The sequence below is a fragment of the Saccharopolyspora cebuensis genome (assembly GCF_039542665.1).
In the GTDB taxonomy this organism is placed as follows: Bacteria; Actinomycetota; Actinomycetes; order Mycobacteriales; family Pseudonocardiaceae; genus Saccharopolyspora; species Saccharopolyspora cebuensis.
Genome location: NZ_BAABII010000001.1, coordinates 146,910 through 159,977, shown reverse-complemented (window position 1 = coordinate 159,977; position 13,068 = coordinate 146,910). Strand labels below are relative to the sequence as shown.

The 13,068-nt window shown below is 74.1% G+C and carries 13 protein-coding genes; 9 read left to right on the top strand and 4 right to left on the bottom strand.

The genetic code is table 11. The annotated features are described in order from the left end of the window. The first annotated feature begins 88 nt into the window (after positions 1-88). A complete protein-coding gene (locus tag ABD976_RS00715; protein WP_345355375.1) occupies positions 89-1,834 on the top strand; it encodes a proline--tRNA ligase in 1,746 nt (581 codons plus the stop codon). 211 nt (positions 1,835-2,045) lie between these two features. Here the strand turns inward: ABD976_RS00715 and ABD976_RS00710 are convergent, their stop codons facing one another. Together ABD976_RS00710 and ABD976_RS00705 are read right to left on the bottom strand one after the other, a co-directional pair. After that, a complete protein-coding gene (locus tag ABD976_RS00710) occupies positions 2,046-2,756 on the bottom strand; it encodes an HAD family hydrolase (protein WP_345355372.1) in 711 nt (236 codons plus the stop codon). A gap of 22 nt (positions 2,757-2,778) precedes the next feature. Beyond that, the gene (locus ABD976_RS00705) at positions 2,779-3,189 is read right to left on the bottom strand and encodes a secondary thiamine-phosphate synthase enzyme YjbQ (RefSeq protein WP_345355369.1); all 411 of its coding nucleotides are present in this window, start codon (positions 3,187-3,189) and stop codon (positions 2,779-2,781) included. A 58-nt stretch (positions 3,190-3,247) separates the two neighbouring features. On the opposite strand from ABD976_RS00705, the gene ABD976_RS00700 reads away from it, so the two are divergent. Further along, positions 3,248-4,270, top strand: coding sequence for an aminotransferase class V-fold PLP-dependent enzyme (locus ABD976_RS00700; protein WP_345355366.1), 1,023 nt, complete (start codon positions 3,248-3,250; stop codon positions 4,268-4,270). A 100-nt stretch (positions 4,271-4,370) separates the two neighbouring features. Then, positions 4,371-5,537, top strand: coding sequence for a hypothetical protein (locus tag ABD976_RS00695; protein WP_345355363.1), 1,167 nt, complete (start codon positions 4,371-4,373; stop codon positions 5,535-5,537). 287 nt (positions 5,538-5,824) lie between these two features. On the opposite strand, the gene ABD976_RS00690 is transcribed toward ABD976_RS00695, so the two are convergent. Both ABD976_RS00690 and ABD976_RS00685 read right to left on the bottom strand, forming a co-directional pair. Beyond that, positions 5,825-6,271, bottom strand: a complete 447-nt coding sequence (locus tag ABD976_RS00690; protein WP_345355359.1) for a ferritin-like domain-containing protein — start codon at positions 6,269-6,271, stop codon at positions 5,825-5,827. Then, positions 6,268-6,759 (bottom strand): hypothetical protein, encoded by a 492-nt coding sequence (locus tag ABD976_RS00685; RefSeq protein WP_345355356.1) that lies wholly within the window; start codon positions 6,757-6,759, stop codon positions 6,268-6,270. The genes ABD976_RS00690 and ABD976_RS00685 overlap by 4 nt, the downstream gene beginning before the upstream one ends. Positions 6,760-7,009: 250 nt before the next feature. Here ABD976_RS00685 and rimP point away from each other — a divergent pair, with 250 nt between their 5' ends. From rimP to rbfA, 6 genes are all read left to right on the top strand, one after another. Continuing rightward, positions 7,010-7,567 carry a ribosome maturation factor RimP gene (gene rimP, locus ABD976_RS00680; protein ID WP_345355353.1) on the top strand — a complete coding sequence of 186 codons (558 nt, stop codon included), beginning with the start codon at positions 7,010-7,012 and terminating at the stop codon, positions 7,565-7,567. Beyond that, entirely contained in the window at positions 7,564-8,646 is a 1,083-nt protein-coding gene (gene nusA / locus ABD976_RS00675) for a transcription termination factor NusA (RefSeq protein WP_345355350.1), read from the top strand. The genes rimP and nusA overlap by 4 nt, the downstream gene beginning before the upstream one ends. Further along, a complete protein-coding gene (locus tag ABD976_RS00670; protein WP_369775747.1) occupies positions 8,528-9,067 on the top strand; it encodes a YlxR family protein in 540 nt (179 codons plus the stop codon). Before nusA ends, ABD976_RS00670 begins: the two co-directional genes overlap by 119 nt. Positions 9,068-9,159: 92 nt before the next feature. Then, a complete protein-coding gene (infB, locus tag ABD976_RS00665; protein WP_345355347.1) occupies positions 9,160-12,141 on the top strand; it encodes a translation initiation factor IF-2 in 2,982 nt (993 codons plus the stop codon). A 63-nt stretch (positions 12,142-12,204) separates the two neighbouring features. Next, positions 12,205-12,498, top strand: coding sequence for a DUF503 domain-containing protein (locus ABD976_RS00660; RefSeq protein WP_345355343.1), 294 nt, complete (start codon positions 12,205-12,207; stop codon positions 12,496-12,498). Positions 12,499-12,516: 18 nt separating this feature from the next. Then, a complete protein-coding gene (rbfA, locus tag ABD976_RS00655; RefSeq protein ID WP_345355340.1) occupies positions 12,517-13,014 on the top strand; it encodes a 30S ribosome-binding factor RbfA in 498 nt (165 codons plus the stop codon). Positions 13,015-13,068: the final 54 nt, after the last annotated feature.

Sequence of the window (13,068 nt, the reverse complement as noted above, 5' to 3'; positions counted from 1 at the left end):
CGCGGCACGGCAATCCGCTGGTCGGGAACGGGGGTCCGGCCGCTACGCTCGTCGGGTCCAGACGGGGCGAGACGAGGAGCCGGAAACCGTGATCACGAGGATGTCGACGTTGTTCCTGCGGACTTTGCGCGAGGACCCGGCCGACGCCGAGGTGCCGAGCCACAAGCTGCTGGTGCGCGCCGGTTACGTCCGACGGGTCGCCCCGGGCATCTACTCCTGGCTGCCGCTGGGCCTGCGGGTGCTGCGCAACGTCGAGCGCGTGGTGCGCGAGGAGATGGCCCGCATCGGCGCCCAGGAGATCCACTTCCCGGCGCTGCTGCCCCGCGAGCCCTACGAGGCGACCGGCCGCTGGACCGAGTACGGCCCGACCCTGTTCCGGCTCAAGGACCGCAAGGGCGGCGACTACCTGCTCGGGCCGACCCACGAGGAGCTGTTCTCGCTGACCGTCAAGGGCGAGTACAGCTCCTACAAGGACTACCCGGTCATGCTCTACCAGATCCAGACCAAGTACCGGGACGAGGAGCGCCCGCGCGCGGGCATCCTGCGCGGCCGCGAGTTCGTCATGAAGGACTCCTACTCCTTCGACCTCGACGACGACGGCCTGGCCGAGTCCTACCGGCTGCACCGCGACGCCTACATCCGCGTCTTCGACCGGATGGGCCTGCGCTACGTCATCGTGGCGGCGACCTCCGGCGCGATGGGCGGTTCGGCCTCCGAGGAGTTCCTCGCCGAGAGCGAGACCGGTGAGGACACCTTCGTGCGCAGCACCGCCTCCGGGTACGCCGCCAACGTCGAGGCGGTGGTGACCGCCGCGCCGCCCGCCGAGCCGGTCGAGGGCAAGCCCGCCGCGCAGGTCCACCACACCCCGGACACGCCGACCATCGAGACGCTGGTCGACCACCTCAACGCGCACACCGACCGCACCTTCACCGCCGCCGACACGCTGAAGAACGTGCTGGTCAAGCTGCGGCAGCCGGGCGCGCAGGAGTGGGAGCTGCTCGGCGTCGGGGTGCCCGGCAACCGCGAGGTGGACCTCAAGCGGCTGGAGGCGGCGGTTGAGCCCGCCGAGGTGGCGCTGCTCGACGAGGCCGACTTCGCCGCCCACGACTTCCTGGTCAAGGGCTACATCGGCCCGAAGGCGCTGCAGGCCAACGGCGTCCGCTACCTGGTCGATCCCCGGGTGGTGACCGGCACGGCGTGGGTCACCGGCGCCGACCAGCACGACCACCACGTCGTCGACCTGGTCTGCGGCCGGGACTTCACCCCCGACGGCACCATCGAGGCCGCCGAGGTCCTGGAGGGCGACGCCGCGCCCGACGGCACCGGCACCCTGGTCGCCGCCCGGGGCATCGAGATCGGCCACATCTTCCAGCTCGGCCGCAAGTACGCCGACGCGTTCGGGCTCGACGCCCTCGGCCAGGACGGCAAGCCGAAGCGGATCACCATGGGTTCCTACGGCATCGGGGTGTCCCGGCTGGTCGCCGCGATCGCCGAGCAGTCCCACGACGAGCAGGGCCTGGTGTGGCCCCGCGAGGTCGCGCCCGCCGACGTGCACGTGGTGCTCGCGGGCAAGGACGAGGCGGTCCGGGAACGCGGTGAGGCGCTGGCCGCCGAACTCGACGCGGCGGGCGTCGAGGTCGTGCTCGACGACCGCACCTCCTCGCCGGGCGTGAAGTTCGCCGACGCCGAGCTGATCGGGGTGCCGACCGTGCTGGTCGTCGGCAAGGGCCTGGCCGGTGGCGTCGTGGAGGTCCGGGACCGGCGCAGCGGCGAGCGCACCGAGGTCCCCGTCGACGACGCCGTCCGCCACCTGGTCGACGCCGTCCGAGCCTGACCTCACCCGTTCGTGAAGTGAGTGAGGGGCACCCTTGCCCGAGTAACTGGGACAAGGGTGCCCCTCACCTCGTTCCCCGCCCCCCGTTCGGGTCGACGGCGCGAGGTGCTGGGCCGCGGCCGTTCACCTAGGAGGGTGCTGAGTGAGGGGCACCCTGCACCACGTGACTTGGTACAGGGTGCCCCTCACCCGGTTCGATCACCTGGTTCGATCACCTGGTCGGGGTGGGGTGGTGGAGGATCGCGGCGACGACCGATTCGGTGTCGGCGAGGTCGGGCAGCACCGCGTGGGCTCCGGCGGTGCTCAGCTCCTCGGCGCTGCTGCGGCCGGTGGCGACGCCGATCGCGATCGCGCCGAAGCGCAGCGCGCCCGCGACGTCGTGCGGGGTGTCGCCGACGACCACCACGTCCTCGGGCGGCCAGGGCGCGCCGTGCTTGGCGGCGGCCTTGGCGACCGCCTCGGCGATCAGGTCGTGCCGGTGCGGCGAGGTGTCGCCGAACCCGGCGATGTCGAAGTCGACGTGGTGGTGCAGGCCGAAGGTGTCGAGCTTGTGGAAGGCGACCTCGGCCAGGTTGCCGGTGACCAGGGTCTGCGCCACCCCGGGCACGGCGGCCAGCGCGGTCATCGCCCGCGCCGCGCCGGGCAGCGCCCGCCCGCGCTCGGCCAGTTCCGCGCGGCTGCCCGCCACCGCCGTCGCCAGCGCGGCGTACAGCGCCGCCACGGCCGCCTCGTCGGCGTCCCGGCCGTGCCGCCGCAGCACGTCGGCGGCGATGGCCGCCTCGGTGCGCCCGGCGGTCTCCGGCATCTCGGCCAGCTCGTCGCCGGTCACCTCGGCCAGCGCCTCGCGGTACCAGCGCGGACCGAACCCGGGCGCGTCGATCAGGGTGAGGTCGATGTCCCAGAGCACCAGTCGCGATGTCATCGGCTCATCCTGCCACCGCCGATCACCCCGCCAGGAAGCTCAGCCGCACCGTCCGCGCCGCGTTGTCGCCGTTGGTGTCGACCAGGCACACCGACTGCCAGGTGCCCAGCGCCATCCGGCCGCCGAGCACCGGCACGGTGGCGTAGGGCGGGACCAGCGCGGGCATGACGTGGTCGCGGCCGTGCCCCGGTGAGCCGTGCCGGTGCCGCCACCGGTCGTCGGCGGGCAGCAGCTCGCGCAGCGCGGCCAGCAGGTCGTCGTCGCTGCCCGCGCCGGTCTCGATGATCGCCAGGCCCGCCGTCGCGTGCGGCACCCAGACGTTGAGCAAGCCGTCCTCGGCGCCCGCCGACTCCAGGAACCGCGCGCAGTCGCGGGTCAGGTCGCGGACGACCTCGGACGAGCCGGTGCGGATTTCCAGTTCCTCGCTGTGCATGGTCCTCACGGTAGGAAATCCGGTGCCCCCCGGCGCGCTCCGGTGCGATGATCAGCGGATGCGAGAAGCCTTCGGCACCACCTTCGACGTCCCACCCGGGTACCTGAACACGGCGGCGATCGGCGTTCCGGCCACCGCGACCGCCGCGGCGGTCGGCGACGCGGTGGCGCGGTGGGGCCGCGGCGGGATCGGCCCGGGCGACTTCGACGAGGCCGTCGAGGCCGGGCGGCGCGGCTTCGCCCGGCTGATCGGGGTCGACGCGGCGCGCGTCGCGGTCGGCTCCACCGCGTCCCAGCTCGTCGGGGCGGTCGCCGCCGGGCTGCCCGCCGGATCCCGGGTGCTGGTGCTGCGCGGCGAGTTCACCAGCGTCAGCTTCCCGTTCGCCGCGCAGGCCGACCGGGGCGTGCGGGTGGCGGAGGCGGGCGCCGCCGAGTTCGCCGACCGCGCCCCCGACCACGACCTGGTGGCGATCAGCGCGGTCCAGTCCGCCGACGGGTGGCGGGTCGACCTCGACGCGCTGCGCGCCGCGCGGGCCGGCGGCACCCGGGTGCTGCTCGACGTGAGCCAGGTGGCGGGCTGGGCGCCGTTGGAGCTGGACTGGGCCGACTACGTGGTCGGCGTCGGCTACAAGTGGCTGCTCGCCCCGCGCGGCGCGGCGTGGCTGTCGGTGCACCCGGACGCCCCGCCACCTCGCCCGGACGCGGCGAACTGGTTCGCCGCGCACGACCCGAGCGCGATGTACGGGCTGCCGCTGCGCCTGGCCGGCGGTCCCGCCGGTCTCGACCTGTCCCCGGTGTGGTTCGCCCAGGTCGGCGCGGGTGCGGCGCTGGACTGGCTGACCGGCCTCGACCTGGCCGAGGTCGCGGCGCACTGCACCGGGCTGGCCGACCGGTTCCGCGGTGCGCTGGGCATGGCACCCGCGGGTTCGGCGATCGTCGCGGTGGACCGGCCCGACGCCGCCGAGCGGCTCACCCGGGCCGGCGTGCGCTGCTCGGTGCGGGCGGGCGCGGTGCGGCTGTCGTTCCACCTGTACAACACCGAGGAGGACGTCGACCTGGCGGTGCGGGCGCTGGGCGGCTGAGCAGCCCGGCGGATGTCCAAAACATGCGCGGTGTTCGATCTGTGATCCGCAGCCGCTACCGTGGGAACCCGTGCCGGATCCACATGGTGCGCCCGATGAGATGACGGGATCGCCCTCGAACACGCAGCGCGACACCGCGCCCCTCGCCCGCGACAACTCCCGGGTGGGGCAGTCGGACGAGCCGGCGACCCGCCCGGCCTTCGCGCCGCCCGACCGCGACGCGGCGGCGACCCAGGTCCAGCCCGGAGGTGAACGGCCGACCGGACCGGGGACGCACCCGGGCGCGCCGCCGCACCCGGCGCCGCCGACCGCGCAGGTCGGCGGCGCGCACCCCGGGTCGTTCCCGCAGCGGCCCGCGGGACCGGCCGCCCAGCACGGGCCGCCACCGGGGCAGCGCCCGGGCACCCCGCCCGCCGGGCAGCCCCCGATGCCGCCGCCGCAGCAGTTCGGCCACCCGGGTCAGCACCACCCCGGCCAGCACCACCCGGGCCAGCACCAGCCCGGCCCGCCCCCCGGCACCCAGCAGTTCGGCCCGCAGCCGGGCGGCCCCCGCCCCGGCACCCCGCCGCAGGGGACGCCACCGCCGGGGTACGGCGGACCGCCGCCGGAGCACCAGGCCGGCGCCTACCCGCGGACCAGCATGCAGGCGCCGGTCGGCGGGGGAGCGCCGCGCACCGGCATCACGCCGCTGGGCTGGGCGCTGCGCGGTGCCGGGCTGGTGGCGATCTCGGTGGTCTCCGGGCTGATCTGGCTGGCGTTCCAGCCCGCCGGACCCTCGGACGAGGAGCAGCAGGCCGCACCGCCCCCGCAGCCGGAGTACCGGCACGAGAAGATCCTCAGCGAGGACGGGTTCCAGGGCTGCGAGCTGGTCTCCACCGACCAGATCGCCGAGTTCTTCCGGGACAACGAGTGCAACCACCTCACCCGGGCGCTCTACCGCTCCTACCTGCCCTCCGGCGAACCGGTGCTGACCTCGGTGATCACCGTGCGGATGCCGGACATCGCCCAGGCCCGCAGGCTCAACGAGGTGATCACCCGCGACGGCACCGGCAACGTCCGCGACCTGGTCGACGACGAGCGCGCCGGGACCGAGGACATGCCCTCGCTGAACGACCGCGGCTACTGGTCCGAGCAGCAGGGCGAGCTCGTGGTCATCGGGGACTCGGCGTACTTCGACAAGCCCACGAAGAAGGGCGACGAGAAGCTCATCGACGTCACCCGGGAGATGCTCAAGCTCGGCTGGCCCCAGGACGGCCAACCGAACTGACCCCCTCGCGACGCACGCGCCGGACCCGACCCCCGTCAGGCAAGCGGCGAAGCCGCTTCCGCCCCACGCACGCGCCGGACCCGGCCACCGTCAGGCAAGCGGCGAAGCCGCTTCCGCCTTGCCCCACCCTCGCCACCGGCACCGCCGCGGGTTCTCAGCGGCCTTCTCGCGAGGACAGCCGCGACGCCGTGTACGTGCCTGGTACATCAGGAGCGGCTCCCGGAGCGAGAAGGCCGCTGAGGTTCCGCCACCGGCACCGCCACGCAAGGCGAGTGGAAGACCAACCCTCACGGCTGGCCGGGGAAGGCTTGTGCTGCTGGTTGTTGCCCGATGGTCAGCCGCCACCGGGTCGCCCGCGCGGCCGAGGTGCTCAGGCCGTCGAGGCCGGTCCGGCGCAGCTCGCCGTCCTCGGTGCGCTCGATCACGGCCCGCCAGCCGACCTGGCAGTCCCGCTCGGCGATCAGCACCGCCTCGATCGCCGTGGTCTGGTCGGTCGGCCGGACGCCCACGTCGTAGGCGGGCCGGGGTGCGGGCGGGGCCTGCCCGGCCGCGCGGATGAGCCGGGTCGCCGCCGCCCGCTGCCGCTCGTGCGCGTCGAGGGCCTCCTGCAACGCGTCGCGCACCCGGGATTCGGTGGTGAAGGCGCTGGCCAGCCCGTACACCCACACCGCGGCGTGCTCGGCGGCCAGCGCGTCGCGCAGCGCCCGGGACGCCTCGTCGGACAGCTCCGTCATCCCAGCACCTCCAGCAGGCTCGCGCAGCTCGCCGACACCGACGCCAGCAGGCCCGCGCGGTAGGGCTCGGCGCCCGGCACCAGCTCCGCCGCCCGGGTCCGCGCGCCGTCGACCGCGGTGCGCAGCGCCTCGGCGGCCGCGCTCGCGTCCGCCGGCGGTCGCACCGGGCCGGGATCGGGGACCGACGGCGGGGCGTCGGGGTCCGGCGGGTCGAGCCGGTCCACCTCGCGTCGCAGCGCCTCGGCGTGCGCGCCGCGGGCGGTCTCGACCTCCGCGGCGGCGGCCGACAGGTCCGGGTGCGCCCGGGCGACGGCCGCGGCGAGCGCGGCGTCCGCCTTGGCCGCCCGGGCCACCGGGATCAGCGGGTCGGGGGCGTCGGAACCGGAGCCGCAGGCCGCCGCGCCGACGGCCACCAGCGGCACGGCGGCCAGCAGCCGGAGCACCCCGCGCCGGTCCAGGGCCGACGGGGCTCGCGAGGGGGATTCCACGGCGACCTATCCTGCCAGTGATCAGCGCGGCTGATCGGCCCGGCCCCGGTCCCGCGAGCGGGTGTGCGATCCGCCGATCGTTGGGTAGCCACGCTGCGTTGCGCCGAGTGCGGACGCGATACGCTGGACGACCGCGGCCGGTGCGCCCAGCACCGGCAGTCCAGCACCGGCAGTGCGGTGTCGCGGCGGGTCCGCCGCGCGCCGCCGGAGCCCCGACCCCCTCCGCAACCGATTCCGAGGAGACCCCAACGTGCCCAGCCCGCCGGGTGGTGCCGTCACCGCGCAACTGGAACCCGTCGTCGCCGATGCGGTGGCCGACGCGGGTTTCGACCTGGAGGACTTCGACGTGCAGCAGGCCGGGCGCCGACGCCTGGTCAAGGTGGTCGTCGACGCCGACGAGGGAGTCGGCCTGGACGAGATCGCCGTGGTGTCCCGGACCGTCTCGGAGGTGCTGGACGCCCACGAGCACGTGCTGGCCGGCTCCTACACGCTGGAGGTCACCTCGCCGGGGGTGGACCGGCCGCTGACCCGGCCGCGCCACTGGCACCGGGCCCGGAACCGGCTGGCCCGGATCGCGCTGGTCGCGGGCGGTGAGCTGCGGGCGCGGGTCGGTGCCGCGGACGAGGACGGGGTCACCGTGCTGGCCGACGGGGAGATCCGGCGGGTGGCCTACCGTGATGTCGAGCGCGCGGTGGTCGAGGTGGAGTTCCAGCAGCCACCGGCGCAGGAGCTGGCGAAGCTCGAACAGGCTGCGGGCGGCGCCCCCGAGCGGGGGGCGGACCGGGAAGACACGGAGGAGTCGAGGTGAACGTCGACATCGCGGCGCTGCGGGCGATCGAACGCGATAAGGACATCCCATTCGAGACGGTGCTGGAAGCGATCGAAACGGCGCTGCTCACCGCGTACCGGCACACCGAGGGGCACCAGCCGCACGCCCGCGTCGAGGTGGACCGCAAGACCGGTGTGGTGCGGGTCATCGCGCACACCCCGGACGGCGAGGGCGGCATCGCCGAGGAGTGGGACGACACCCCGGAGGGCTTCGGCCGGATCGCCGCCACCACCGCCCGGCAGGTCATCCTGCAGCGGCTGCGCGACGCCGAGCACGAGCGCACCTTCGGCGAGTTCTCCACCAAGGAGGGCGAGATCCTGGGCGGTGTGGTGCAGCGCGACGCGCGCGCCAACTCCCGGGGCATGGTGATCGTCCAGGTCGGGGACAGCGAGGGCGTGATCCCGGCCGCCGAGCAGGTGCCCGGCGAGCGGTACGAGCACGGCACCCGGGTCAAGTCGTACGTGGTCGGCGTCTCGCGCAGCGCGCGCGGCCCGCAGATCACCCTGTCCCGGACGCACCCGAACCTGGTGCGGCGGCTGTTCGCGCTGGAGGTCCCCGAGATCGCCGACGGCACGGTCGAGATCCCCGCCGTCGCGCGTGAGGCCGGTCACAGGTCGAAGATCGCGGTGCGCTCCACCGTGAGCGGGGTCAACGCCAAGGGCGCCTGCATCGGGCCGATGGGCGCCCGGGTGCGCAACGTCATGAGCGAGCTGGGCGGCGAGAAGATCGACATCATCGACTTCTCCGAGGACCCGGCGACCTTCGTCGGCAACGCGCTCTCGCCGGCGAAGGTAGTATCGGTGCAGGTGGTCGACGAGCGGACGAAGACGGCGCGCGTGGTCGTGCCCGACTTCCAGCTCTCCTTGGCGATCGGCAAGGAAGGCCAGAACGCGCGGTTGGCCGCGCGGCTGACCGGCTGGCGGATCGACATCCGCAGCGATGCCGATCCCGAATCCAGCACCACCTCGGCCGGTCCCAACTCGGCTCCGCCCCAGGGCGCGGCCGGGGGGTTGGACCCCGCCATCGGCGAGCTGCCGACCGTGGGTTCGGCTGAGTGAGACCATCTGGTTAGAATCACAGTTGGTCCGACGCGAGGGAGCAACGATCCACACCTGTACTTCCGGTCCGCACGACGTGCGTCGTGGGCCGGTCCGCACGTGTGTGGGCTGTCGCACCCGGACGACGGCCGACGAGCTACTCCGGGTCGTGGCCGAGGAGGGGCGCGCGGGTTTCGCCGCCGTTCCCGACCCACGACGCCGACACCCCGGCCGGGGGGCCTGGTTGCACCCCGCGCCGGAATGTCTGCGTCAGGCCGAGCGGCGTCGAGCGTTTCCCCGGGCACTCCGCGTGCCGGGGCCCCTCGACCTCTCGGCGGTGCAGGAGCACCTGCGCCCACCCGAGCCGGTGGCTCACCCCGAGACCGACGCGGGATCCGTCCCGCGCCAGGCAACTGAAGGAAAGCAGGTCGACCCGTCATGAATCAGCCGTGAAGCTGAAGCCATGAACGCGCATCGGCGATAGGACGAGGTCGAGCGGGACTGCCGCCCGGCCTCACCCAGATGAGGAGAGCAGTGGCAGGCAAGGCCCGCGTGCACGAGCTCGCGAAGGAGCTCGGTGTCACCAGCAAGGAAGTACTGAACAAGCTCGCCGAGCAGGGCGAGTACGTCAAGTCCGCGTCGTCCACCGTGGAAGCGCCGGTGGCGCGCAGGCTGCGCGACGCCTACGCCAAGTCCGGCGGCAAGAAGGGCGGCGACGGCGGCGGCGCCAAGCAGGCGCCCGAGTCCCGCCAGCCGCGCAGCGGTGCCCCGGCGCCCAAGCCGGGCCCCAAGCCCGGTCCGCGCCCCGAGGCGCCGTCCGGCGAGCGTCCGAAGCCGGGCCCCAAGCCCGGCCCGAAGCCCGGCCCGAAGCCGGGTCCCGACTTCAAGCAGCCGGAGCAGCAGCAGCCCGAGCAGCAGCAGCGGCCGCAGCAGCAGGCCCCGGCGGCGAGCGCGGAGTCCCGCTCCGAGGCGAAGCCGGCGCCCAAGCCCGGCCCGAAGCCCGGTCCCAAGCCCGGCCCGAAGCAGGGTGGCGGCGCGGCCGGCGGTGGCGCCGACTCCGGTGTCGTCCCGCCGAAGCCGCAGGCCCCGAAGCCCGGCCCGCGGTCCCCGCGCGTCGGCAACAACCCGTTCGGCGTCGGCAGCGGTTCGCCGCAGCAGCGCGGCCCGCGTCCCGGCGGTGGCCAGGGAGGCCAGCGCGGTGGCGGCGGTGGCCAGGGCCCCGGTCGCGGTCAGCGCCCGGAGCGCCAGGGCGGCCAGCAGCAGCAGGGCGCGGGCACGACCCCGTCCGCTCCGCGCGGTGACGGTGGCGCTCCGCGTCCGAACCCCGGCATGATGCCGCCCCGCCCGAACCCGGGCATGATGCCGCCCCGCCCGCCGCGCAGCGGTGGCGGACCCGGCGGCGGTGGCCGCGGTGGCGGTCGTCCCGGTGGCGGCGGCGGTCGCCCGGGTGGCGGCGGCGGTCGTCCCCGCGGTGGCGGTGGCTTCCGCGGTGGCGGCGGCGGTGCCCCGGCGGGCGGTCCGCCCGCGGGCGGCGGCTTCCGCGGTCGTCCCGGCGGCGGTGGCCGTCCGGGCGGTCCCGGTGGTCGCGGCGGTACCGCGGGCGCCTTCGGGCGGCCCGGTGGGCCCGCGCGGCGCGGTCGCAAGTCGAAGCGGCAGAAGCGCCAGGAGTACATGGAGAACATGCAGGCGCCGTCGGTCGGCGGCGTCCGCCTCCCGCGCGGCAACGGCGAGGTCCTGCGCCTGCGCCGCGGTGCTTCGCTGACCGACTTCGCGGAGAAGATCAACGCCAACCCGGCCTCGCTGGTGCAGGCGATGTTCCACCTCGGCGAGATGGTCACCGCGACCCAGTCCGTCTCCGACGACATCCTCGAGCTGCTCGGCCAGGAGATGAACTACAAGGTCGAGATGGTCAGCCCGGAGGACGAGGACCGCGAGCTCCTGCAGTCCTTCGACGTCACCTTCGGCGACCCGGACAGCTCCGACGAGCAGCTGGCCGCGCGTCCGCCGGTGGTGACCGTGATGGGTCACGTCGACCACGGCAAGACCCGCCTGCTGGACACCATCCGCAAGACCAACGTCCAGGGCGGCGAAGCCGGCGGCATCACCCAGCACATCGGTGCCTACCAGGTGCTCACCACGCTGGAGGGCAACGACCGGCCGATCACCTTCATCGACACCCCGGGTCACGAGGCGTTCACCGCCATGCGTGCCCGCGGTGCGAAGTCGACCGACATCGCGGTGCTGGTGGTCGCGGCCGACGACGGCGTGATGCCGCAGACGGTCGAGGCGATCAACCACGCCCAGGCCGCCGGGGTGCCGATCGTGGTCGCGATCAACAAGATCGACGTCGAGGGCGCCAACCCGGACAAGATCCGCCAGCAGCTCACCGAGTACAACCTCATCGCCGAGGAGTACGGCGGCGAGACCATGTTCGTCGAGATCTCGGCGAAGCAGGGCCAGAACATCGAGTCCCTGCTGGAGGCGGTGCTGCTCACCGCGGACGCCGCCCTGGACCTGCGGGCCAACCCGGCGATGTCCGCGCAGGGCGTGGCCATCGAGGCGCACCTGGACCGGGGTCGGGGTCCGGTGGCGACCGTGCTGGTGCAGCGCGGCACGCTCCGGGTCGGCGACTCGATCGTCGCGGGCAACGCCTTCGGGCGCGTCCGCCGGATGATCAACGAGCACGACGAGGACGTCACCGAGGCGCTGCCGTCGCGGCCGGTGCAGGTCATCGGCTTCACGTCGGTGCCGGGCGCGGGCGACACGTTCCTGGTCGTCGACGAGGACCGGGTCGCGCGGCAGATCGCCGACCGGCGCGGTGCCCGCATCCGCGAGGCCCAGAACGCGGCCAAGCGCAAGCGGGTCAGCCTGGAGGACCTGGACAAGGTCCTCAAGGACACCAACCAGCTCAACCTGATCATCAAGGGCGACAACTCCGGTACCGTCGAGGCGCTGGAGGAGTCCCTGATGAAGCTGGACGTCGGCGAGGAAGTGGAGCTGCGGGTCATCCACCGCGGTGTCGGTGGCGTGACCGAGAGCGACATCAACCTGGCGACGGCGGAGAACACCATCGTGCTGGGCTTCAACGTCCGGGCGGACGGCAAGGCCACCGAGGCCGCCAACCGCGAGGGCGTCGAGATCCGGTACTACTCGGTGATCTACCGGGCGATCGAGGACATCGAGCAGGCGCTCAAGGGTCTGCTCAAGCCCGAGTACGAGGAAGTCGAGCTCGGCCGGGCGGAGATCCGCGAGATCTTCAAGTCCTCCCGGATCGGCACGATCGCGGGTTGCATGGTCACCGAGGGGATCATGCGGCGCAACGCCAAGGCGCGCCTGCTGCGCGACAACGTGGTGGTCGCCGAGAACCTCACGGTGAACTCGCTCAAGCGGTTCAAGGAGGACGCGACCGAGGTCCGCGACGGTTTCGAGTGCGGTCTGACCCTGGGGTCCTACAACGACCTCAAGGTGGGCGACTTCATCGAGACCTACGAGATGCGGGAGAAGCCGCGGAGCTGACCGTTCCCCGGCCCGGGTCCACCGCCGGTGGGCCCGGGCCGGGTTTCGCGGTGAGGAACGCCCATGTACGTCGGTGCGCTGGAACTGGACGTGCTGCTCGGCGACGTCCGGTCGCTGAAGCAGAAGCGGAGCGCGGTGCGGCCGGTGCTGGCCGAGCTGCGGCGCCGCTACGACGTCGCGGTCGCCGAGACGGGTGACCAGGACGTGTACCGCCGGGCGCGGCTCGGCGTGGCGGCGGTGTCGGGCGAGGCCGGGCACGTGCGCGAACTGCTGGACGCGTGCGAGCGGCTGGTCGCCGAACGCCCCGAACTCGAATTGCTCTCGGCCCGGACGCGGATGCTCGGGCCGGAAGACTGATCCAGAAGGAGGTGCGCCGTGGCTGATACGGCGCGCGCCCGCAAACTCGCCAAGCGCATCGCCCAGATCGTCGCGTCCGGGCTGGAGCACGAGGTCAAGGACCCCCGGCTGGCGATGGTCACGATCACCGATGCCCGGCTGACGCCGGACCTGCGGGACGCCACGGTCTACTACACGGTCTTCGGCGACACCGCCGAGCAGGCCGCATCGGCCGCCGCGCTGGCCAGCGCCACGGGGGTGCTGCGTTCGCGGGTCGGGCAGCAGACCGGGGTGCGGTTCACCCCGACGCTGACCTTCGTCGCCGACACGGTGCCGGACCAGGCGCGGCACCTGGACGAGCTGCTGGCCAAGGCCAAGGAGGCCGACGCCGAGGTCGCCCGGATCGCCTCCGGCGCCCGGCACGCCGGTGACCCGGACCCGTACCGGGCCACCGAGGATGACGAGGACGACACCGACGGTGCCGACGCGGAGGCGGGTGCCGACGCCGACGTGCGTCGTGGCCCACAGAACGGTTGAGCCGCGGCCCGGCACGCGGTGCGCTGGACGTCGGCGGTGCGCCCCCGCGCCGCC